This is a genomic window from Martinezella lusitana (assembly GCF_016901135.1).
Taxonomy (GTDB): Bacteria; Pseudomonadota; Alphaproteobacteria; order Rhizobiales; family Rhizobiaceae; genus Rhizobium; species Rhizobium lusitanum_D.
On the sequence record NZ_JAFEVL010000048.1, the window covers coordinates 228,498 to 248,663 of the forward strand.

Sequence of the window (20,166 nt, forward strand, 5' to 3'; positions counted from 1 at the left end):
AGGTAGACAAACTAGCGGACTGTCATTGATTGAGTCAAGCACCTACCTTATGACAGGGAAGGAAACAGGTACGGAGCAATAGAATGGACGTTCGCGAGGCTATCCTGAAGTCCGCGGAGGCTCGCATGAGAGTGGGCGGCTACCATGGCTGCAGTTTTCGAGAGATAGCCAGCGATGTCGGGATCAAGAGCGCGAGTGTATACTATCATTTTGCGACCAAAGCGGAATTAGGTGCAGCGATGGTCGCCCGCTACGAAGCGAGAGTGCTCGCGGCGATCGGCAACCCCGAGGACGACCGGGAATTGACAGTCAAGCTTGACGGCATGCGGGCAACTTTCCGCGCAGGGTTGGCCCGCGGGGACGGCATGTGCCTTTGTGGTGTTTTGGCGACCGAAATACATAGTCTGCCGTCTCTCGTCGTTGCTGCAACACGGCATTACTTTCTGGCTTGCAATGAATGGCTATGCCAAGCTCTCGTCTGCGCCGATGTCGGAGAACCTTCTCGCAAGGCATTTCGTCTTACTGCACTCCTGCAAGGAGCGATGATGCAGGCGATTGCCCTCGACGATCTCGCGGTCTACGACGCCGCCCTGGAGGGATTTCATCGCGAGGGGCCATGATCCGAAATCTCCAAAGCGAAACCATTGAAATCGTTGGCATATCGCACTTGGAAATAGAACGTACACGGGCGCAAACAAACATCAGATAAGATAGATTATGGAACTAAATCTCGTATAGGCTTATGACGGGAACCGATATATATCTTAGCTATTCCAAATACTTGGCAAGGTTTCCGAGAGTCGATTTCAGTCCCTCGTCGTGGTCTTCCTTGCTGATGCCGTGCGGCACGTCTTCGCAAATTATGGTTACCTTCGTACCGGATGGAACGACGTCCAAGGACCAGGTCATGACCATCGTTCCCGCAAATGCCGGATCGTCTGATTGAAAATCCACCGCCTGGACGATGCGGACGTCAGGAATGATTTCCAGGAACCGGCCGGAAACGATGTCGGTATGCTCGGATGTCTTGCCGTATGTCGCATGATCCGGCGCATCATATGTGAGCGCCAGCCGATAGCTTCCGCCTTCACGAGGCTCGAATGCATGGATCTGTCCCGTCATGCCTTGCGGCGGAAGCCAGGAGACCAAGGCGGTTGGATCGACGAACGCCTGAAAGATCGCGTGCGGCGAAGCGTGGATCACTCTCGAGCCCGTATCGGTTCTCTTCTTGCCCGAAGCCTCGCTCATTGCGTCCTCCTCGCTGTGCAGCGCCAAAGCGATCCGCACGCCTTGACGATGACGATCGCATCACACTCAGCTTGCCTTGATGCGGATCACCTTTGCCGCGATCTTCTCGGCGAGCAGCTTCGGATTGCAGGCAAATATGCTGTCCGGCCGTCCGGCTGCACACCAGACCTGATCATAAGCCAAAAGGCTCTCGTCGATGTAGACAGGCAGCTCGACGAGATGACCGATGGGACCGACGCCGCCGATGGCAAAGCCGGTTTCGTCGCGAACGCGGTCGATATCGGCCCGTTTCAGGCGAATCCCGTAGGATGCCGCGATATAGGCCGTATCGGCATTGTGTGCGCCGGAGACGAGAAGCAGCGTCAGCTCGTGCGTATCGGCATTGACGAAGACCAGCGACTTGACGATCTGACCGACGGCGCATCCGGCCGCCTTGGCGGCCTCTTCTGCCGTCCGTGTCGAATGGTCCATGCGCTTGATCGAAATATCCAGACCTAGATTGCGCGCCGCAAGCTCGACGCGTTCCAGGCTTGAAAGCTTTCTGCTGTCTTCGCTCATAGATCGTCATCCTCCACGTCGAGCTCGATCTGCATCTGATCGTAAGCCGGCTCGACATGATCGGGCGTTTCCGCCAGCACGGTTTCATAATCGAGCGGCGTATGCATATGGGTCAAGATAGCATGCTTCGGCCGCAGCCGTTCGATCCAGGCGAGCGATTGCTCCAACGACAGATGGCTCGGATGAAACCGATATTGCAGGGCATCGATGATGAGGACGTCCAGATCCTGAACTCTTTCGACAGATTCCGCCGGAAAGTCACTGATATCGCTGCAATAAGCAAGCTTGCCGATGCGAAAGCCGAGCGAGTGGATATCGCCGTGCAGCTGCTTGTGCGGCCAGAAGCGGATCGGACCGCCCGCCCCTTCGATCGTGAAGCTCCTGTCGAGGCTTTCTATCAGGATCGGCCGGACGATCGGCGGATAGCTGCTGCCGGGCGGCGTTTCCAGGCAATAGCGGAAGCCTTCGCGAATGCGATCCATGGTCGGCGGGTCGGCATAGATCGGGATACGCTCGTGGGAATTATGGAAGAAGCCGCGCAGATCGTCGATGCCGTGAATGTGGTCGGCATGGGCGTGCGTATAAAGCACGGCATCAACGGAGCTGACGCCGGCGTGGATCATCTGCTCGCGGAAATCCGGACCCGTATCGATGACGACGGTCGTGATGCCGCCATCCGGTGCGATCTGTTCGACGAGAAAAGCCGCGCGCGTGCGGCGGTTCTTTGCATTCCTCGGATCGCAGGCACCCCAGTCGCCGGTGATGCGCGGTACACCCGGCGACGATGAACAGCCCAATATGGTGAAGCGCCGCCGGTATGTCACGCTTGTCAGACCCTTGTCATCTTCGAGAAGCAGCGGAAGGCGTTCGCCGTGGTGATTTCGGCGATCTCGTCCATGCTGACGCCGATCGTCTCCGCCAATACCTCGGCCGTGTTGACGACATAAGACGGCTCGTTGCGCTTGCCGCGCCAGCGCTTCGGCGCGAGATACGGCGCGTCGGTCTCGACGAGCAGCCGATCATGCGGGATCGTCTTGGCGATGTCGCGCAGCTCTTCCGACTTCGGGAAGGTCAGAATGCCGGAAAAGGAGATATAGCCGCCAAGCTCGACGCCCGTGCGGGCGAGGGCGAGGCCTGCCGAGAAGCAATGCAGAATGAAGGGGAAGGCCCCCTTCCCTGTTTCCTCCGTCAGGATCGCGGCCATGTCGTCGTCGGCGCTGCGGCTGTGAATGACAAGCGGCAGCTGAGTTTCGCGGGCAGCCGCGATATGGCGCAGGAAGCCGGTCTTCTGGTCGTCCGGCTTGACGGTGTCGTAGAAATAGTCGAGCCCCGCCTCGCCGATCGCGACGATCTTCTCGTGCTGGTTTGCCAGCCGCACGAGATCCTCGGTCTGGATATCAAGTTCCTGATCGGCGCTGTTCGGATGCGTACCGACCGAACAGAAAACGGACGGATAGCGCTCGGTGAGCGCTATCAGCCCATCAAGCTTCCGAACCCTGGTCGAGATCGTGACCATCTGCTTCACGCCGACTTCATGGGCGCGCGCGACGATCGCGTCACGTTCCTCGGCGAAGTCGGCGAAATCCAGGTGACAATGCGTATCGATCAGCATGGAAAACCTTATTCGACGGTCGGTGCGATGTAGCGCGGGAAGACCGGCTTAGGGGCTTCCAGCGGCGTTCCGGCAACGAGGCGGCCTGCCGCGCCGAGTGCTGCGAAATCACGCTTGTCTGAGGGAATGGCGATCAGTTCCAGCAGCTTGGCCGCCGATTCCGGCATGAACGGCTGCAACAGAATGCCGATCTGGCGCACGACATCCGCCGTGACATAGAGCACGGTCGCCATGCGGGCCGGGTCGGTCTTCTTCAGAGCCCAGGGCTCCTGGCTCGCGAAATAGCGGTCCGTCTCAGAAACGACTGCGATGATGGAGGCCAATGCGCGGTGGATGAGCTGCTTGCCCATATCCTCGCGCGTGGAGGCCAGCAGCGCGTCGGCCTGTGCCAGCAGCGCTTTGTCCTCTTCGGTCAGCGGGCCGCATTCGGGGATCTCCCCGTCGCAGTTCTTGACGATCATCGACAGCGAGCGGCTGGCGAGATTGCCGATGCCGTTGGCGAGATCGGAATTGATGCGCGTGCCGATGGCTTCTTCGCTGTAGCTTCCGTCCTGGCCGAAGGAGACTTCGCGCAGGAAGAAATAGCGCACCTGGTCGAGACCGAAATGGTTCACGAGGTTGACCGGATCGACGACGTTGCCGAGCGATTTCGACATCTTCTCGCCCTTGTTGAGCAGGAAGCCATGGGCATAGACGCGCTTCGGCAGCGGCAGCTTCGCCGACATCAGGAAAGCCGGCCAGTAGACGGCGTGGAAGCGGATGATGTCCTTGCCGATGATATGCACGTCGGCCGGCCAGTATTTCGCCCGCGGATTGTTGCGGTCCTCGATGTAGCCGGTCGCGGTGATGTAGTTCGTCAGCGCATCGACCCAGACATACATGACGTGCGCCGGATCGTTCGGCACCTTGATGCCCCAGTCGAACGTCGTGCGTGAGACCGATAGATCCTTGAGGCCCGATTTAACGAAGGAAATCACCTCGTTGCGGCGCTCTGCCGGACCGATGAAGTCGGGGTTTTCCTCATAGAGCTTCAGCAATCGGTCCTGGTATTCGGAGAGCTTGAAGAAATAGCTTTCCTCCTGAACCCATTCGACCGGCGTGCCCTGAGGCCCGTAGCGCACGCCGTCGGCGCGCAGCTCGGTTTCGTTTTCCTGATAGTAGGCCTCGTCGCGAACCGAATACCAGCCGGCGTAGGAATCCTTGTAGATGTCGCCGGCATCGGCCATCAGGTTCCAGATGTTCTGCGATGTCTCGTGGTGCCGCGGCTGGGTCGTGCGGATGAAATCATCGTTGGACGCGTTCAGCAGCTTGCCCATCGCCTGGAATTCATCGGAATTGCGGTTGGCGAGCGCCTGCGGCGTCAGGCCCTCGGCGCGCGCCGTCTGCTGCATCTTCTGGCCATGCTCATCCGTACCCGTCAGGAAGAACACGTCGAGCCCATCCAGGCGCTGGAATCGCGCCAGGGCATCGGTGGCAATCAGCTCATAGGCATGGCCGATATGCGGCTTGCCGTTGGGATAGGCGATTGCGGTGGTGATGTAGAACGGGGTCTTTTCGGTCATGTCAGGCAGGGATCCGCTTTTACGGTTGCGTCTCTGTTATTCTTGGCTCCGCTCGCTTTAGCGCATGTTTGCCGGGAGCGAAACACCAAGTTTCGCGCGCGCAGCATTCGGGACTCAAGGAGCGTGCCTTGATTGACAGGGTCCCGCCCCGGCTTTACCCCTTCGAGGAACCAAAGCGCAGGACAGAGATCATCGTGAATTTCATTGATTTTTTTAGCAACCTATCCAACGGCTTCAAAGGGCCGTGGTTTTGAGTTTGGTCACTTCCTTTCAACCGCTCTATTCCTTTTCCGGCTTCTTCGTCGGCATGCTGGTCGGCATTACCGGTGTTGGCGGCGGATCGCTGATGACACCGTTGCTGGTGCTGCTATTTGGCGTGCATCCGGCTACCGCCGTTGGCACTGACCTGCTCTATGCCGCAATTACCAAGACGGCGGGAACCGCCGTCCACGGCATGCATGGACGCGTCAATTGGAGAGTGGTTGGCCTGCTGGCCTCGGGCAGCGTCCCGGCAGCACTGGCCATGCTCTGGATCATGGCCGGCGTCAATCGCGAGAGCCCCGCCGTGGCCCATACCATCACCCTGTCTCTCGGCTGTCTTCTTCTGCTGACGGCGCTCATGCTGATCTTCCGCGGCCAGATACTGGACGCCATACGGAAGTGGCGAGGCGAGCGCGGCACGCTCACGCCGCGTACCATAGCCTTGCTGACCGTCACTCTCGGCCTCATGCTCGGAATACTCGTCACCATGACATCGGTCGGTGCCGGCGCGCTTGGTGTCACCGTGCTGCTGGTGCTCTATCCCCAAACGGATGTCCGCGAGATCGTCGGCTCTGACATCGTGCATGCGGTACCGCTGACCCTGATCGGCGGCATGGGATACTGGTTCATCGGCGAGATCAACTGGACCATGCTGTTCGCGCTGCTCGTCGGATCGATCCCCGGCATCGTCGCCGGCAGCCTGCTGGCGCCGCGCCTGCACGAGCGCTCCGTGCGCATCATCCTCGCCGTCACGCTGACCGTCGTCGCCTGGAAGCTGATCTTTCCCTAAGGCAATTCCAAGATAAGTGCGGAACTATGTAGTAGATGCCACCGAACTAGGTTCGGTTGCCGGATAGGCCGCATTGCGCCGGCGCGGACGTTGCGGTCGTTAGCCGATATCGTCGGTATCGAGAACATCGTCATTTAAATTATTCATGAAAGCTTTTGCGTAGCGCGATGGATTTCATTGCTCTGCGGAAGTAGCCTCACCCATGTGAAATCACGCTGGCGAACTCATAGAAAAGGTTTCTCGTGCCGCTTCTCGACGCCGATGCAATCCATCCAATTACTTTGCCCGATGGCACCCTCTATCGTGATACGGTCTACCTGAAGAACGTTATTGACCATCCTCGCATGGAAATAGGCGAGTTCAGTTATTACACCCATTCTGGAAGACCAGAAGATACTGCCCAGATACTGGCACCCTACCTTGGCCGCGGCGTTCGCGAGCGGTTGATAATTGGCAAATTTGTGCAGATCGCTCGGGGAAGTTACTTTATCACCAGTTCGGCCAATCATCCCATGACCGGCTTCACCGTTTATCCTTTCCGCATATTCAAGCCTGAGACCTTCGGCTACAAAGACTTGCCGGTGAAGGACACAATCGTCGGCCACGACGTCTGGATCGGCCATAACGCAGCTATCATGCCGGGTGTGCAGATTGGCGCAGGCGCGATCGTCGCCGCGGCTTCGGTCGTTGCTAGCCACGTTCCACCTTACGCGGTCGTTGGAGGAAACCCGGCAACCATCATTCGAATGCGTTATCCCAGCGAGGTCATCAACGAACTTCTTGATATTGCTTGGTGGGATTGGCCGATAGACAAAATTGAAGCCAACCTGTCGTCCCTGAGTGATGGTGACCTGGCTGCCCTCAGGATGGCTTGAGTGCCGAGCAACCTCGGGTGTTTACGGCGTCCGCTTCGGGCCGCAGGCGGTTTTCCGTCCGGAATTGCGTAATCGATCTATGCCGAAAGCTGCTGCTTAAGCTCGCCGAGCACGGTGATGAGCGTCTGCTTGCGATCGAGATTGTAGGCTTGCGACACGTTGAGCCGTTCGGTCGTTTCCGAATGGAGACGGGCCAGCCTCTCCGCCGTGCCAATATATCCGCCAAGTGCGGCGGCCCTTGCACGTTCGGCGATATCGTCGCCGATATGGGATACGAAGAAGCCGAAGATCGTGTCGCTGTCCTTGCCCGAAAGCGCATCGGCGAGGCGGTGCATCGCCTTGCGTGCTGCCGGTCCTTCCGTGGAGAGAACCTGCCGATAGGCGTCGATGATGTCTCCGCCGCCGTAATTCAGAAGCTTCAGCGCCTCGCTGACGCTGCCCTTGGCTGCCGGGAGCAATTCACTCCCCTTCCCGGCTGGCACGCCGAGATTTTTCAGCGCCAGGCGCAAAGCCTCGTCTCCGAGCGGCGCGAGCTTCAATGGCAGGCAGCGCGAACGGATCGTCGGTAGAAGCCTGCCCGGCGCATGCGACAAGACGAGGAACAGCGCACGCTTCGGCGGCTCCTCGAGAATTTTCAGGATGGCGTTGGCGGCGTTGCGGTTGAGATCGTCGGCCGGATCGATGATGACGATCCGCCAGTTGCCGGTGCCGGAGGTCTGCGAGAAGAACTTTCCAGCGCGACGCACCTCGTCCACCGTGATCGCGGATTTCACCTTGCCGGTCTTGTCGTCGATAGGACGGGAAAGATGCAGCAGATTGTGGGATGCGCCGCCGGAAATCTGCCGGCTGATGGCGGAGGACAGATCGGGATCTGCGATCGTCTCAGGCGCGGATGCCGGGTCGGGGTGGGACAGGACATGGTTGGCGAAACGGAAGGCCAGCGTCGCCTTGCCGATCCCCTCAGGTCCTTCGATCAGCACGGCATGATGACCCTTGCCGGAGCGATAGGATTGCGCCAGGAAGGCTTCCGCCTCCTCATGGCCGAAGAGCCTGGGATTGTCCTGTGGAGGGATCGCGCCGTCGAGAACGCCGGGCCGTTCCTCGCTCATTGCGCCGCTTCCGATGTTGCGGCAGCGATACTGGCGGCAGGCCTGAGCCGCCTGTCCACGATCGCGGCGATGTCCTCGGCGATCTCGTCTTCCGAGCGTTGCGCGTCGACGACGTGGCAGCGATCCGGTTCGCGCGCGGCGATATCGAGAAAGGCCTCCCGGCGTTTCTCATGGGTCTGCATCTCTTCCTTTTCGAAGCGATCCGGCGCTGTGACGGCAGAGGCGCGCTTGCGCGCACGCTCAAGCCCGATCTCGGCGGGAATGTCGAGGATCAGCGTGCAATCGGGAATGACGCCATTGACGGCAACCCTTTGCAACGCCTCGATATAGTCGGCTTCGAGATTGCCGGTCACGCCCTGATAGACGCGCGACGAGTCCATGAAACGATCGCAAAGGACGACGGTGCCGCGTGCCAGCGCCGGGCGAATGACTTCCTCGACGTGATCGTTGCGCGCAGCGGCAAAGAGGATGGCCTCCATGCGCGTGCCGAACATCTCGGCGGCTCCGGAGAGCAGCACATGGCGGACGGCTTCGGCACCTGGGGAGCCGCCCGGCTCGCGCGTGACCAGCACGTCATGGCCGAGCTCGCGCAACCGTTCGGCCAACCGGCGGATCTGGGTGGATTTCCCGGCCCCTTCCCCGCCTTCGAAGCTTACGAATAATCCGTTTGCATCAACCAATGATCATGTCCTGCACTTTTCGCCTGCCGTCCGCTCGGCATGCGATACGTATCTTGTTTAACCCAAGACATGCCGGGGTGGAACCGTGCATGTATCGGCGCCTGCCATTCTATATGGGGTGTGAACAGGGATTTCGCGAGCCGAGCAACCCGTCAGGTCGGCAAAGGCTTGTCCCAGAGCCAGGAGAATAGCAGGGATTCGGTCAATTCCATGAAGGCATCGAAGGCGCGGCGGCTGAGCGTGCCTTGAGCGACTGATTCCTTTGTGTAAAGCGGCAATTCGCGCACCAACCGCGCGCCTAGGAACACACGAAGCGTCCCGGCTTCATAGTCCCCGGCCACGGGTGCCGTCAGCGGCCAGCGATAGACGATTCGCGCGGACAGACGGTCAGGCGTGTCGACCGGCACGTAGACATCGACAGGCGTCTTCGCCAGCAGTCCCACCGTCGATTGCGCGCCGCCATAGACGCTGGCATCGCCGATCACTTCGCCGTCGGCGAAAATGCGCTGGCTTTTGAAATTGCTGAGGCCCCATTCGAGCACGCGGCGGGTCTCTTCGGTCCGCTCCTTGTCGTTCTTCAGGCCGCCAAGCGCCAGGAACAGCCGGCGGCCGTCGCGCTGCACCGAGGCGACGATCGAAAAGCCCTCGCCTTCGGTAAAGCCCAGCCCAAGGCCGTCGACGCCGATATTGAGCAGCAGCAACGGGTTCTTGTTGCGCTGGTAGATCTTGTTCCAGGTGAAATCCGCCTGGCCGAAATATTTGTAGAGATCCTGATGCTTCTGCTGGAGATCCTGCGCCAGGGCCACCAGTTCCCGCAGCGAGACCTTGCCGCCGCCGTTGGGGTCGTTCGCATCAGGCAAACCGGTGGAGTTGGTGAAGACTGCCCGCGTCATGCCGAGCTCACGCGCACGCGCCGTCATGCGCCGGGCAAACTCGCGCTCGCTGACCGAAATCCCTTCCGCCAGAACGATGCAGCCGTCATTGGCCTGCTGCACAGCGACGCCCTGGATGAGGTCGCCGACCCGCACGCGCGACTTCAGCGCGGCGAACATCGTCGACGCACGCGATGGCGCGCCGCCCGTTCGCCAGGCGTTTTCCGAGACGGGATATTCCGTATCGAGCGAGATCTCCCCTCGCCCAATGGCATCGAAGACGACGTCCAGCGTCATGAGCTTCGCAAGCGAAGCCGGCGAAATCGGCTGATCCTCGTTTTTCGCAAGGAGAATGGTGCCTGTAGAGGCCTCGATCATGAATGCCTGGGCGGCTTTCGTATCGAAAGCGCCCGGAACGGCCGGCTGCGCCATGGCTGCCACATTGCCGATGCCCAGGAGAAAAAGGAACAAAAGAATCAAGCGCTTTGGCATACCGTCCCCTCAATCCGACCACCGGCACCATTATTTTAGTGATGGGTGAAGATTCAGGCAATGACGCTGATCAATCAACCTGCGTCGTGCCTTGATGCTGGCGGCGATAGGCCGAGAGGATCGACTCCTGCGTCAGTCCGTCGTTGCGAACCATGACGGCGTCGAAGGCAAGATCGACATAGACAATCTTGACCGGGGCATTCTGATAGGCGGCGACTATCGAACCGATCGACGGATCGTTGATGCTTGCCATGCCCGGAGCGAAATCCGGCCGTTCGTAAGGGATAGGTCCGATCAGCGGCAGAACGACCATAACCGGCTCAGAAGGCTCGGCAGACGGCATCGCGCCGCCGTTCCAGGTCATCGGCGGCGGATTGTTGCGTTTGTTGCCGTTATAAGCCGTGTTCGGCGTCGAGCCGGCGAAAGCCGTGGCCGAATAGGGAGACTGGCGCGGAATGGGGGCGATCGCCGGCGCGGGATCGAAGCTGCGCTGCTGGCGGCCGGCGCGGACGGCATTATCCGAATCCGGCAGTTGGTCGGCAGTCATCCTGCCGTTCGAGGCAACCATCACGCCCGTTGCGATCTGGCCGCCGGGATTGATGCTTGGCAGGCGCGAACCCTTGGGGATGTAAGAGGCCATCAGATAGGGGTCGTCGTGGCCGTCCATGCGGGCGCGGCCGACATATTGCACGCGCACATCGCCGGTGCCGCTGTGCTGGAGATCGAGCAACTGCGCCGTCTTGTTGGAAAGATCGATGATGCGGCCGGGATGATAGGGGCCGCGATCGTTGACGCGAACGATGATGGAGGAGCCGGTTTCGACATTGGTGACGCGCGCATAGCTGGGCAGCGGGAAAGTCGGATGCGCAGCGGTCAGCGACTGTTGGTCGTAAACTTCGCCATTGGCGGTCAAGCGGCCGTGAAACGCAGAGCCATACCAGGAAGCGATACCGACCTTGTTATAGCCGTAGTCTTCCTTGGGATAATACCACTTGCCCTTAACCTGATACGGATTGCCGACCATGAAGCGGCCGCCGCCCTTGGGAACGGGCCCGTTGGCGACAACCCGCGGGCTGGCCTTTACGCCATATTCCTTCTCGGAGAAATATTCCTTGCCGTGCTGGCGCGTCGAGGCAACCTTCTGAGATGTTCCGCAGGCAGTGATGGTTGCGCACATCAGTGAGAGAGCAAACCAACGCATACCCGTTGCGTATGTCACCGCACGATTTTCGAATTTCATCTGTCCCACGCCGCTACTCAACAACTCTGACGGAGGTCTGCTATAACCGATACATCCCTCATTCCGGTATCCAGCTACGCCTCAATCACCTAACGGTACTTTAATCATGATTAGAGTTTGTCGTTTTTGCGATGCAAATTGAGCGCACTGGGGAAATTCCGAAAATCATGGTTAATGCGCGGTAAAATGGGATTTGCCTGAAGTGCAATGCGAGGGGGCAAACCGCTCGAACAGCTGGTCTTCCCTCTGTCTTCATCAGCGGTCCCGGATCGGGACAGATCAGAGCAAATAGTGGCCGTCAACGATATGCCTTTGATAAGAAGCGAAGGCCCAGTTCAGGAAACTGTATCGAGGCGCATCAGTGTTTCATCGTGATAGACATCGCCGACCTTCAGCGCCTCGGTATCGATGGCCCACGCTTTGAAACCAAAAGATTCGTAAAGGCGAATGGCTGCCCTATTGGACGACACGACGCTGAGCCGTATGGAGCGGCATGTGGTTCTCGCTTCGTCGACGGCGGCAGCCATCAACAGGCGTGACAGGCCGGTTCCCCGTGCTTCTAGCCGAACATACATTCCCCAGATCGAGGCGATGTGACGCATCTTCGCCCCTCGCGATCTGGCAACGGCGATGACACCCGCGAGCGTCCCGTCATCCGCGAAGCCGCCGAACACGGCGTTGCTTTCAATTCTGTCGCCGAGCTGCGCTTCCGAGTATTCCAGCTCCTCCTCATAGGAGGCGCCGAAGGCCTCTGGATGGCTCGCCAGCCCTTCCAGCCGAATGTCCCTGAAAATGGATGCATCGTCGCGATCCAGGCGACGGATGTGGAAACGATGCATGGGCATTCCTCTCGATAGTCAGCACATCCCCGGCAAGTTGGGCACGCGAGGTTTCGCATCCATCTCGTTGTTTCGTCAACAATCGGCGGGCAGCTCCGTCCATGATGTTACGCAGCTTGTCCGGATTTGCCGTGCGGACGATCGTACGCCTGACGGCTCGGTGTGCGGGTGGAACGGGAACGGCCATTCGACAGCATCGACCTAAGGGTGCGGCATGTTCAAGGCGGTAGAAATGAAGTGGCCTAGCCGCTGGAGACGGCTAGGCCACATTTGCCAGGTCAGGGGTCAAGTCTGACTGAAGCACCCTAGTAATAAGTGAAGCTTAGTTTTTGTCAATGATGAGTGTCGAGCCACGAACAACGAAGATGGGCACTATGTCTGCGCTATAGCCACCGAAGGCGCTCCATAGCTTTCTGACGCTTGTGGATTGCTCTGCTGTTCCCTACCCTACCGCGGATAACGACGGTGTTCGTACTGCGGAGATCGACTCACCAGCAGTCGCCTGATTTCCTTGCCGAAGAAGCGGATGGCGCTGACTTTCATGAAAGTAGTGGCGCTGCCCTCCGGCACACTCCTATCACCATATTGCGGAACCAGCGATGGGCTGGATCGGCATCCATGCGGGGATGCCACATCGCCGATATTAGGATCTCTGGCGTAGAGACGGGAAGCTCGAAGCTCACCAAGCCCTGGCTGAACGGCTCGGCGCCGACCAGGCCATGTCCGAGACACGAGCGCGGCACAAGCGCGACCAGGTCAGATTGGCGTGCGACGCGCAAGGCATCGGGGAATCCGGGCACGACAGCGATGACCTCCCGGCTGAGACCGAGTTCCTCCAGGGCATCATCGACTGGTCCCGTAAAACTCCCCTTTCGCGACGCCACGATATGCCTGGACGCCGCATAGCGCTCAGGTGTCACGGGACCCTTCAGCAAAGGATGTCCGTCCCTAACCACACCCAGGAATTTGTCGCGGAAGAGGAATTGGGTGCGCACCTCTGGCGCAAACTCTCCGAGAACGCCAATTTCAAGATCGATCTGCCCTTCCCGGAGCGGCTCGGCATCCTTGACAGGTTTAGGCGCGAACCGCAGGCGGACCCGTGGCGCCGCGTCTGCAACGGCGGCCACCAGGGGAGCAGAGAACAGCTCGACAAAGCCCTCGTTGGCGCGAATGGCGAAGGTCCGCTCCAGCGTGGCGATTTCGAGTTGGCCAGTCTGCGGGCTGAGAACAGCTCGAGCTTCGCGAGCAAGCTCGTGAACCCGATCGCGCAACTCGATGGCGCGGGGAGTTGGGACAAGTCTGCGCCCGGCGCGCACCAGCAGCGGGTCGCCCGTGGCGGACCGGAGCCGCGCGAGGGTCCGGCTCATCGCCGAAGAACTGAGGCCGCGCCGGTCACGCTACCCTCGGTCAGCAGCGCATCGAGCGCCGGAAGCAGGTTCAGGTCGAGATTGTCCACAACCGCAATCTACATCACGTGACGCCCGCAACATAGCGTCTCACGCAACAATAATGTGCATCCTGTGCGTCTGGCGTCAATCCAATCGGGTGGTCATATTCGTTGCCGATACAGCGCAACGAAAGATAACCCTCATGTCCTCAGCCATTTTGCACCACACCGCAGGCACGATTCTTCTCATCGGCGCGTCGCGTGGCCTCGGACACGCCATGGCCGCCGAGCTCCTGAAAACGGGGTGGAACGTCGTCGGCACGACGCGCCCGGTCGAAGGCCGAACTGAGCTGCATGACCTGGCCGACGAGAACCTGGACCGCGTCGAGGTCGAGACTGTCGACATTTGCGAACCGGAGCAGATCGCGGCACTTCGTGCTCGCTTGTCGGGCCGGGTGTTCGACATCCTGTTCGTGAACGCCGGCACCGCCAATGCGAATCCGAATGAGACCATCGGTGAGGTATCCACCGAGGAGTTCGTCCGCGTGATGGTCACGAATGCACTTGGCCCCATGCGGACCGTCGAGGCGCTGCAGGATCTTGTCCCCGCAGATGGCCTCATCGGCGTCATGTCATCGGGACAGGGCAGCATCGCCAACAATACGAATGGTGGGTTTGAAGTCTATCGCGGCAGCAAGTCGGCTCTGAATCAGTATATGCGAAGCTACGCTGCTCGCCATGCAAGTGAGCCGCGCGCCTTGGTGCTGATGGCTCCGGGCTGGATCCGCACGGCACTGGGCGGCCCGAACGCGCCACTCAGCATGGAAGAGGCTATTCCCAGTGTCGCGGAGGTGCTTCTCGCGAAGCGGGGCAGACCCGGTCTCGAATACCTCGATCGTATGGGGAAAGCCGTTCCTTGGTGAACGTCACCTGAGCAGTATTTCTGAACATAGCGCGTCGGCTCGCCCTGATGGACGAAACCGGGCTGGACGTGCAGGTTCTATCGCTGACGACGCCAGGGCTGCACGATCTGGAATTACGGTGACAGTGCGTTCAATCGCGACCCGAGGCCGTAGATTTGGCGGAAGAGGTGTCCGCTTTCCATGTTAAGATATTGAAATTATTACAGCATTGGCCTTGATATTCTTCTTATTTAGTGAAAAAGCCGGCCGACGAGCCGGCTTTTTTGCCTTGAATGTCACGCTCACTCGGCAGCCGCCCCAAAGGGAAACTAATTCGCGTTACACCAACGAGGTAAAGGTATAGGATGAAATGCCGGCAACCATCGAAATGGGCGTTGCCGCTTGGGAGCGAACAGCTCTTGCCCCAGTAAGGGGATGATATGCCATGACAAATCAAAGGCTCGATCACAACGGGAAATTTGCGCCATTCGATCTGGGTGGCCTGCGAAACCAATTCGACGAATTATGTGGAAGCACCGTTATTCACACCAGCCCGGCCTCTCGCTCGTCCAGCGCCAACATGCTGCCGGATAACAGAGGTGTGACCTCTAGGATCGCGCTTCTGTCATCCCGGCCAAAGAGGGCGAATCGGAAAAATTTGGAACCCTTGAAGGTTCCCACAGTCATGTTTCAACAACCGATCGAAGTGAGCGTCACTGAAGGCGTTAGTGATCCAGTTTTGCCGTGCCAAAGCTAACGCCGATCTGCGCCAAAGGTCGACCACGCCTAAACAGATGCCGGGCTGAGTCCCGGCTTTTTTTGTCGTTTTGCCAGATTCTTCGACATTGTTGCGCTGAGAGCAGAATTTTTGAAGTTATGTCAGCAGGTGATTTTTACGTCTAAACTATTGATTTTATTGATAGATGGCGGAAGAGGTGGGATTCGAACCCACGGTACGGTTTCCCGCACGCCGGTTTTCAAGACCGGTTCCTTAAACCACTCGGACACTCTTCCTGTCGCTACGGCACGGGCCTTGTAAAAAGTGGTTGGCTGGCTTTACAGCTATTCGGGCCGAAGCGTCAACTGGGCCGCTGTGCATCCGCGGCCACTGGCTGCGCGAAAAAGATTCCATGACGCCGTCGCTTGTGCGAAAGATTGGGCGTCGACTATCCGGAAGGACATCGCCCTCGCTCATGACATTTGATGATCCATCTCTGTCGCTCGGTCCCAAGCCTCTGGCCGGCCCTGCCCTCGCAGCCTTCTTTGGCCGCGATGCCGTAGCCGTCGCATCCGATCTGATCGGGACGCGGTTTACGGTTGCTGGCATCGGAGGCCGCATCGTCGAGACCGAGGCCTATCGGCCCGATGACGAGGCTTCCCACGCCTATCGCGGCCCGACGCCGCGCAATGCGGCGATGTTCGGCCCGGCCGGCCATGTCTATATCTACCGCTCCTATGGCATTCACTGGTGCCTGAACTTCGTCTGCCTTACTGGAAGCGCCGTGCTCATTCGGGCGCTGGAGCCGGAGAGCGGCATCGAGGAGATGATACGGCGGCGCGGCATTGCCGATATCGTCTCGCTGTGCAACGGGCCGGGAAAGCTCTCGCAGGCGATGGCCATCGACATCGGCCTGAATGGCATGTCGCTGGATGCGGCGCCTTTCGTTATTTCCTTGGCGGAACCCGTTACCGTCGCTTCCGGCAAACGCATTGGAATCGCTAGGAATGTCGATGCGCCCTGGCGGTTCGGCGCGGCAGGTTCGCGCTTCGTCAGTCGTCGTTTTCCCTGATGTTGCAATAAAAAGGCCGCCGGGGTGGTGCCCGGCGGCCCATGCGGCCACGCAGCGAACTGGAAAGACTGCGCGGCTATTCTTATTCCATGGCAACGCTATGATCGACGGCTGGAGGCGCCTTTGGCTTGCGTAGGAGCACCAGCAGCGGTATGGCGCAGATCGACATCAGCATCAGCAGCTTGAAGTCATCGATGTAGGCGATGATCGTCGCCTGCGTGGTGATCATGCCGTCGAGCGTGGCGCGTCCCACAGCTGTCAAGGGACTGATTCCCTGGGCCGCCGTCGCATCGAAATGGCGGTTGAACGGCGTCACATAGGCGGCGATGTTCGCGTGGTTGACCTGCGTATTCTCCGTGATCAGCATCGAGACGACTGAAATGCCGACGCTGGAGCCGATATTGCGCGAGAGGTTGTAGAGACCTGTGCCCTCGCCGCGCATCTGTGCCGGCAGCGTCGCGAAGGCGATCGTCGTCAGCGGCACGAACAAGAAGCCGAGGCCGGCGCCCTGGACGAAGCCGACGGAGATGATGGTTTCCTGCGAGACATCCGGTGTCCAGCCGGTCATCTCGTACATGGCCCATGCGGTCAAAGCGAGACCGATGAACAGCAAGAGGCGCGTATCCACCTTGCCGATCAGCCGTCCCACAAGGAACATGCAGAACATCGTGCCGAGGCCGCGCGGTCCCATGACGATGCCGGCGGTGACGACCGGATAGCCCATCAGCGTCTGCAGATAGGGTGTCATCAGGGCGAGCGAGGCCAGATAGGTCACGCCCACGATGAAGATGAACAGCATGCTGACGGCAAAGTTCTGGTCGAGGAAGAGCCTCGGGTTTACGAAACTTCGTTCGGCCGTGAACGTATGCACGACGAAGAGATAGAAGGCACCGGCGCAGAAGAGCGCCTCGACGATGATCTCGCTCGAATAGAACCAGTCGAGCTGCTCGCCGCGATCGAGAAACAACTGCAGCGCGGCAATGCCGAGCGAGAGCATGCCGAATCCGAACCAATCGAGCTTGGCGAGCGCGTCCAGCTTGGTCTCGGTGACGTAGACGACGATGCCGAAGAAGGCGAGCGCGCCGATCGGCACGTTGATGTAGAACACCCAGCGCCAGCTGATATTGTCGGTCAGCCAGCCGCCGATCACGGGACCGAGCACGGGGCCGACCATCACCGAGACGCCGAACAGCGCCATGGCGCGGCCACGCTCCTCGACATTGTAGATATCTAGGAGAATGCCCTGCGACAGCGGCACCAGCGCCGCGCCGAACAGGCCCTGCAACAGGCGGAAGCCGACGATCTGCACCAGGGATTCCGACAGGCCGCAGAGGATCGAGGCGGCGACGAACCCGGCGATCGCCACCAGCAGGACGCGCTTGCGGCCGAACTTGGCAGACAGGAAGCCGGAGGGCGGCGTCATGATCGCTGCCGCAACGATATAGGACGTCAGCACCCAGTTGATCTGGTCGGCGCTGGCGGAGACATCGCCCTGGATATGTGGCAGGGCGACGTTGGCGATGGTGGTGTCCAGCGCCTGCATGATGACCGACAGGATGACGCAGGCGGTGATCGCGCCGCGATTGGCGATAGGCCCCGATGACGAGGCGGTGGTGGCGTTACTCATGGTCCTGACCGCGGGAATGGCCCAGCAGATTGTTGACGAAGTCCGGCAGGCCGCGGGCATGGCCAGTGTCGACACCAGCGACGACGCTCATTCCGACGCGCAGCGGAGGCTTGCCCTCCGTGTCGTCGATGCTGATGATCATCGGTATGCGCTGTACGACCTTGACCCAGTTGCCTGTCGTGTTCTGTGCGGGCAGAAGCGAGAAGCTGGAGCCGGAGGCCGGCGCAATGCTGGCGACCGTACCCTTCCAGGTCACGCCGGGATAGGCATCGACGGAGATGTCAACCTTCTGGCCGGTCCGTACATAGGTGAGCTCGGTTTCCTTCGGGCTGGCATTGATCCACATATGCGTGGTTGAGACCAGCGAGAAGCCCTGCTGTGCGGCCGTCAGATAGGCGCCGACCTGCAGCGAGGGAACGTTGGCGGTGACGCCATCGAACGGGGCCCGGACGACGGTGTCGTCGAGCTCGCGCTGCGCATTGTCGACTGCGGCCTTGGCCTGCAGGTAGAGCGGGTTCTGTTCGGGAGGCAGATCGGCAGTGCCATCGCCACCCAATTGTGCGAGGGTCGCGGCAGCTTGTGCCTGGGCAACCGAGACCTTCTGCTGGGCAGCTTCGAGATTGTGCTTGGCCTGGTCATAGGCAGCCTTCGAGGCAGCCGAACTGTTGATGAGGTTCTGCTGACGCTCGAGTTCCGTCTGGTAGTAGGGAATGTCGGCCTGCGCCTGAGCGATCTCAGCCACGGATTGCTTGTAGCTTGCCTGCAGGTTCAGGATCTGGTTTTTGGCATTGCCGAGCTGCGCCTGCGCGCCTTCGAGCGCGATGCGGAACGAATCGGGCTTGAGGCGGAAAAGCACCTGCCCCTTCTTCACGACCTCGTTCTCATGCACATCGACCGAGATCACCGTGCCGGAGACATCGGTGGAAACGCCGACCATGTCGGCCTGGATATAGGCATTGTCCGTGGACATGATCTGTCCGCCGGTGACGTAATAATAGCCACCGATGACAAGGGCGATGGGAAGCAGCGCAAACAGGATCGGCCGCGTCGGGCTGCGGCGCTTGCGCGGCGTTTCCGGAGGGACGACTGGGCTTGGCGCCGCAGCCACTGCGGGCGACGGTGTCGGGTTTGAAGATGGTGCCTCGGCCACTGGGGCTTGAGTCTGTTCTGTGGAATTTGCGTTTGCGGGTACGCGAAGCGAAGAGGATGCGTCAGCCATGTTGTATCTCTTTGTCGGCTGCCTTCGAGCGGCAGACGTGAAGCAGGTTCGATTTCATGAGGGTAAGCAATTCATAGAGGCGCTCGTTATCCTCCTGGGAGGTTCCGTCGAGCGCTTCCTTGCGTGTTTGGTCGCCTATGTTGCGCATGGTATCGATCAGTGGCCGGGCCTCTTCGCGCATGTAAAGGAGCCAGCTGCGCCGATCGCTCGGATGCTGCCGACGCTCCACGAGACCGCGCTCGCTCAGCTTGTCGAGAATGCGAACCAGAGTGATCGGTTCGATCTCCAGCATCTCGGCCAGTCCGGCCTGATGGATACCTTCATTGTTCGCGAGATAGGCAAGCGTTTGCCATTGCGATCGTGTCAGTCCCAAATCCTTCGCGCGCTGCTCGAACCGCTTCCGAAGAAGCCGCGCAACGTCATGGAGGAGAAAGCCGAGGGTGGGTATTGCGTTCATGGTATAAGAAGCCTGCTACTCATAAGCAACCTTATAATTACCGATACCTATAGTAAGCGTCCATGCGATACAAGAGGGAGAGCGATCAAGAAATAGCGATGGTCGAAGATGTCGCAGGGGTGTCGCAAAGATGTCGCAGTCACTCCGCGAGCCCGGCAAGAGACGGTGAAAGTTGAGGTTCACATGCCGATCGATGCCTGAAATTGAAAAGGCGCGGACGAATCGTCCGCGCCTTTTCGACAGTTTCGCAAGCTGGATGGGCACGTGGGGCTCGTCCCACCCGTCAAGGGTTCGGCATAAGCTAGCGGCGACTGAGAAGACCGATGAGATAGCCGATGCCAGCTGCGGCAGCGACCATGAAAATCGGGTCCTCGCGAACTCTTTCGCGCAACTGATCTGTGATCTCCTGGGCTTCCTCCGCGACGACAGACTTCGCTCCTTGCCCGACGGCAGCCAGGCTCTGCGACAGCCTCGATAAATCTTCACGGAGAGCGGCGACTTGTGCCGCCAAATCTTCCACTGCCGTTTCAGTCTGCGCTCGTGCTGAAGAGGACTGGGCGGAAGCTGATTTGGTCTCTGCCATCGTGTGCTCCTTGTGTTTCCTTGTTGATTGAAACGTCACGGCTCGTCAAAGGTTCCGGCACCT

At 59.7% G+C, this 20,166-nt stretch carries 19 protein-coding genes, 1 tRNA gene and 1 pseudogene; 5 read left to right on the forward strand and 16 right to left on the reverse strand.

Features of this window, described 5'->3' with window-relative positions; translation table 11 throughout:
* Window positions 1-83: 83 nt before the first annotated feature.
* On the forward strand, window positions 84-620 hold the full coding sequence (locus tag JTP94_RS21915; protein WP_204852567.1) for a TetR/AcrR family transcriptional regulator: 537 nt from the start codon (window positions 84-86) through the stop codon (window positions 618-620).
* Window positions 621-768: 148 nt separating this feature from the next.
* Here JTP94_RS21915 and JTP94_RS21920 read toward each other — a convergent pair whose 3' ends face one another.
* From JTP94_RS21920 to metG, 5 genes are all read right to left on the reverse strand, one after another.
* A complete protein-coding gene (locus JTP94_RS21920) occupies window positions 769-1,248 on the reverse strand; it encodes an SRPBCC family protein (RefSeq protein WP_204852568.1) in 480 nt (159 codons plus the stop codon).
* A 66-nt stretch (window positions 1,249-1,314) separates the two neighbouring features.
* Window positions 1,315-1,806, reverse strand: coding sequence for a YbaK/EbsC family protein (locus tag JTP94_RS21925; RefSeq protein WP_204852569.1), 492 nt, complete (start codon window positions 1,804-1,806; stop codon window positions 1,315-1,317).
* Window positions 1,803-2,630, reverse strand: coding sequence for an MBL fold metallo-hydrolase (locus tag JTP94_RS21930; RefSeq protein WP_204852570.1), 828 nt, complete (start codon window positions 2,628-2,630; stop codon window positions 1,803-1,805). Before JTP94_RS21930 ends, JTP94_RS21925 begins: the two co-directional genes overlap by 4 nt.
* Window positions 2,631-2,635: 5 nt before the next feature.
* Window positions 2,636-3,418 (reverse strand): TatD family hydrolase, encoded by a 783-nt coding sequence (locus JTP94_RS21935; RefSeq protein WP_204852571.1) that lies wholly within the window; start codon window positions 3,416-3,418, stop codon window positions 2,636-2,638.
* Between the two features lie 8 nt (window positions 3,419-3,426).
* Window positions 3,427-4,980, reverse strand: coding sequence for a methionine--tRNA ligase (gene metG / locus JTP94_RS21940; RefSeq protein ID WP_204852572.1), 1,554 nt, complete (start codon window positions 4,978-4,980; stop codon window positions 3,427-3,429).
* A gap of 244 nt (window positions 4,981-5,224) precedes the next feature.
* Between metG and JTP94_RS21945 the strand changes: the two genes are divergently transcribed.
* On the forward strand, window positions 5,225-6,031 hold the full coding sequence (locus JTP94_RS21945) for a sulfite exporter TauE/SafE family protein (RefSeq protein WP_409456622.1): 807 nt from the start codon (window positions 5,225-5,227) through the stop codon (window positions 6,029-6,031).
* Between the two features lie 242 nt (window positions 6,032-6,273).
* Window positions 6,274-6,906 (forward strand): CatB-related O-acetyltransferase, encoded by a 633-nt coding sequence (locus JTP94_RS21950; RefSeq protein ID WP_204852574.1) that lies wholly within the window; start codon window positions 6,274-6,276, stop codon window positions 6,904-6,906.
* A 77-nt stretch (window positions 6,907-6,983) separates the two neighbouring features.
* On the opposite strand, the gene JTP94_RS21955 is transcribed toward JTP94_RS21950, so the two are convergent.
* The 6 genes and pseudogenes from JTP94_RS21955 to JTP94_RS21980 form a co-directional block, all read right to left on the reverse strand.
* A complete protein-coding gene (locus JTP94_RS21955; protein WP_204852575.1) occupies window positions 6,984-8,015 on the reverse strand; it encodes a DNA polymerase III subunit delta' in 1,032 nt (343 codons plus the stop codon).
* Window positions 8,012-8,695, reverse strand: coding sequence for a dTMP kinase (gene tmk / locus JTP94_RS21960; RefSeq protein ID WP_204852576.1), 684 nt, complete (start codon window positions 8,693-8,695; stop codon window positions 8,012-8,014). Before tmk ends, JTP94_RS21955 begins: the two co-directional genes overlap by 4 nt.
* 152 nt (window positions 8,696-8,847) lie before the next feature.
* Window positions 8,848-10,059 carry a D-alanyl-D-alanine carboxypeptidase family protein gene (locus JTP94_RS21965; protein ID WP_204852577.1) on the reverse strand — a complete coding sequence of 404 codons (1,212 nt, stop codon included), beginning with the start codon at window positions 10,057-10,059 and terminating at the stop codon, window positions 8,848-8,850.
* 70 nt (window positions 10,060-10,129) lie between these two features.
* Window positions 10,130-11,299: a septal ring lytic transglycosylase RlpA family protein gene (locus tag JTP94_RS21970; RefSeq protein ID WP_204852578.1), complete on the reverse strand. Its 1,170-nt coding sequence runs from the start codon at window positions 11,297-11,299 to the stop codon at window positions 10,130-10,132.
* A 335-nt stretch (window positions 11,300-11,634) separates the two neighbouring features.
* Window positions 11,635-12,138 carry a GNAT family N-acetyltransferase gene (locus tag JTP94_RS21975; RefSeq protein WP_204852579.1) on the reverse strand — a complete coding sequence of 168 codons (504 nt, stop codon included), beginning with the start codon at window positions 12,136-12,138 and terminating at the stop codon, window positions 11,635-11,637.
* 539 nt (window positions 12,139-12,677) lie between these two features.
* Window positions 12,678-13,594, reverse strand: a pseudogene (locus JTP94_RS21980) (LysR family transcriptional regulator).
* Window positions 13,595-13,728: 134 nt separating this feature from the next.
* Between JTP94_RS21980 and JTP94_RS21985 the strand changes: the two are divergent.
* On the forward strand, window positions 13,729-14,448 hold the full coding sequence (locus JTP94_RS21985; RefSeq protein WP_204852580.1) for an SDR family NAD(P)-dependent oxidoreductase: 720 nt from the start codon (window positions 13,729-13,731) through the stop codon (window positions 14,446-14,448).
* Window positions 14,449-15,351: 903 nt separating this feature from the next.
* On the opposite strand, the gene JTP94_RS21990 is transcribed toward JTP94_RS21985, so the two are convergent.
* Window positions 15,352-15,441, reverse strand: a tRNA-Ser gene (locus tag JTP94_RS21990).
* A gap of 179 nt (window positions 15,442-15,620) precedes the next feature.
* On the opposite strand from JTP94_RS21990, the gene JTP94_RS21995 reads away from it, so the two are divergent.
* Window positions 15,621-16,217 (forward strand): DNA-3-methyladenine glycosylase, encoded by a 597-nt coding sequence (locus tag JTP94_RS21995; RefSeq protein ID WP_204852581.1) that lies wholly within the window; start codon window positions 15,621-15,623, stop codon window positions 16,215-16,217.
* Between the two features lie 82 nt (window positions 16,218-16,299).
* Here the strand turns inward: JTP94_RS21995 and JTP94_RS22000 are convergent, their stop codons facing one another.
* The 4 genes from JTP94_RS22000 to JTP94_RS22015 form a co-directional block, all read right to left on the reverse strand.
* A complete protein-coding gene (locus JTP94_RS22000; RefSeq protein ID WP_204852582.1) occupies window positions 16,300-17,844 on the reverse strand; it encodes a DHA2 family efflux MFS transporter permease subunit in 1,545 nt (514 codons plus the stop codon).
* Window positions 17,837-19,063: an HlyD family secretion protein gene (locus JTP94_RS22005; protein WP_204852583.1), complete on the reverse strand. Its 1,227-nt coding sequence runs from the start codon at window positions 19,061-19,063 to the stop codon at window positions 17,837-17,839. The genes JTP94_RS22000 and JTP94_RS22005 overlap by 8 nt, the downstream gene beginning before the upstream one ends.
* Window positions 19,056-19,520 (reverse strand): MarR family winged helix-turn-helix transcriptional regulator, encoded by a 465-nt coding sequence (locus tag JTP94_RS22010; protein WP_204852584.1) that lies wholly within the window; start codon window positions 19,518-19,520, stop codon window positions 19,056-19,058. Before JTP94_RS22010 ends, JTP94_RS22005 begins: the two co-directional genes overlap by 8 nt.
* A gap of 301 nt (window positions 19,521-19,821) precedes the next feature.
* Window positions 19,822-20,103: a hypothetical protein gene (locus JTP94_RS22015; protein ID WP_204852585.1), complete on the reverse strand. Its 282-nt coding sequence runs from the start codon at window positions 20,101-20,103 to the stop codon at window positions 19,822-19,824.
* Between the last annotated feature and the right edge of the window lie 63 nt (window positions 20,104-20,166).

What these genes read in the sequence shown, in the direction of transcription:
- JTP94_RS21915 (WP_204852567.1), top strand. Translation starts at nt 84, where the DNA reads ATGGACGTTCGCGAGGCTATCCTGAAGTCCGCGGAGGCTCGCATGAGA.
- JTP94_RS21925 (WP_204852569.1), bottom strand. Translation starts at nt 1,806, where the DNA reads ATGAGCGAAGACAGCAGAAAGCTTTCAAGCCTGGAACGCGTCGAGCTT.
- JTP94_RS21975 (WP_204852579.1), bottom strand. Translation starts at nt 12,138, where the DNA reads ATGCATCGTTTCCACATCCGTCGCCTGGATCGCGACGATGCATCCATT.
- JTP94_RS22005 (WP_204852583.1), bottom strand. Translation starts at nt 19,063, where the DNA reads ATGGCTGACGCATCCTCTTCGCTTCGCGTACCCGCAAACGCAAATTCC.
- JTP94_RS21920 (WP_204852568.1), bottom strand. Translation starts at nt 1,248, where the DNA reads ATGAGCGAGGCTTCGGGCAAGAAGAGAACCGATACGGGCTCGAGAGTG.
- JTP94_RS21970 (WP_204852578.1), bottom strand. Translation starts at nt 11,299, where the DNA reads ATGAAATTCGAAAATCGTGCGGTGACATACGCAACGGGTATGCGTTGG.
- JTP94_RS22015 (WP_204852585.1), bottom strand. Translation starts at nt 20,103, where the DNA reads ATGGCAGAGACCAAATCAGCTTCCGCCCAGTCCTCTTCAGCACGAGCG.
- JTP94_RS21935 (WP_204852571.1), bottom strand. Translation starts at nt 3,418, where the DNA reads ATGCTGATCGATACGCATTGTCACCTGGATTTCGCCGACTTCGCCGAG.
- JTP94_RS21965 (WP_204852577.1), bottom strand. Translation starts at nt 10,059, where the DNA reads ATGCCAAAGCGCTTGATTCTTTTGTTCCTTTTTCTCCTGGGCATCGGC.
- JTP94_RS21995 (WP_204852581.1), top strand. Translation starts at nt 15,621, where the DNA reads ATGACATTTGATGATCCATCTCTGTCGCTCGGTCCCAAGCCTCTGGCC.
- JTP94_RS21985 (WP_204852580.1), top strand. Translation starts at nt 13,729, where the DNA reads ATGTCCTCAGCCATTTTGCACCACACCGCAGGCACGATTCTTCTCATC.
- JTP94_RS22000 (WP_204852582.1), bottom strand. Translation starts at nt 17,844, where the DNA reads ATGAGTAACGCCACCACCGCCTCGTCATCGGGGCCTATCGCCAATCGC.
- JTP94_RS22010 (WP_204852584.1), bottom strand. Translation starts at nt 19,520, where the DNA reads ATGAACGCAATACCCACCCTCGGCTTTCTCCTCCATGACGTTGCGCGG.
- metG (WP_204852572.1), bottom strand. Translation starts at nt 4,980, where the DNA reads ATGACCGAAAAGACCCCGTTCTACATCACCACCGCAATCGCCTATCCC.
- JTP94_RS21955 (WP_204852575.1), bottom strand. Translation starts at nt 8,015, where the DNA reads ATGAGCGAGGAACGGCCCGGCGTTCTCGACGGCGCGATCCCTCCACAG.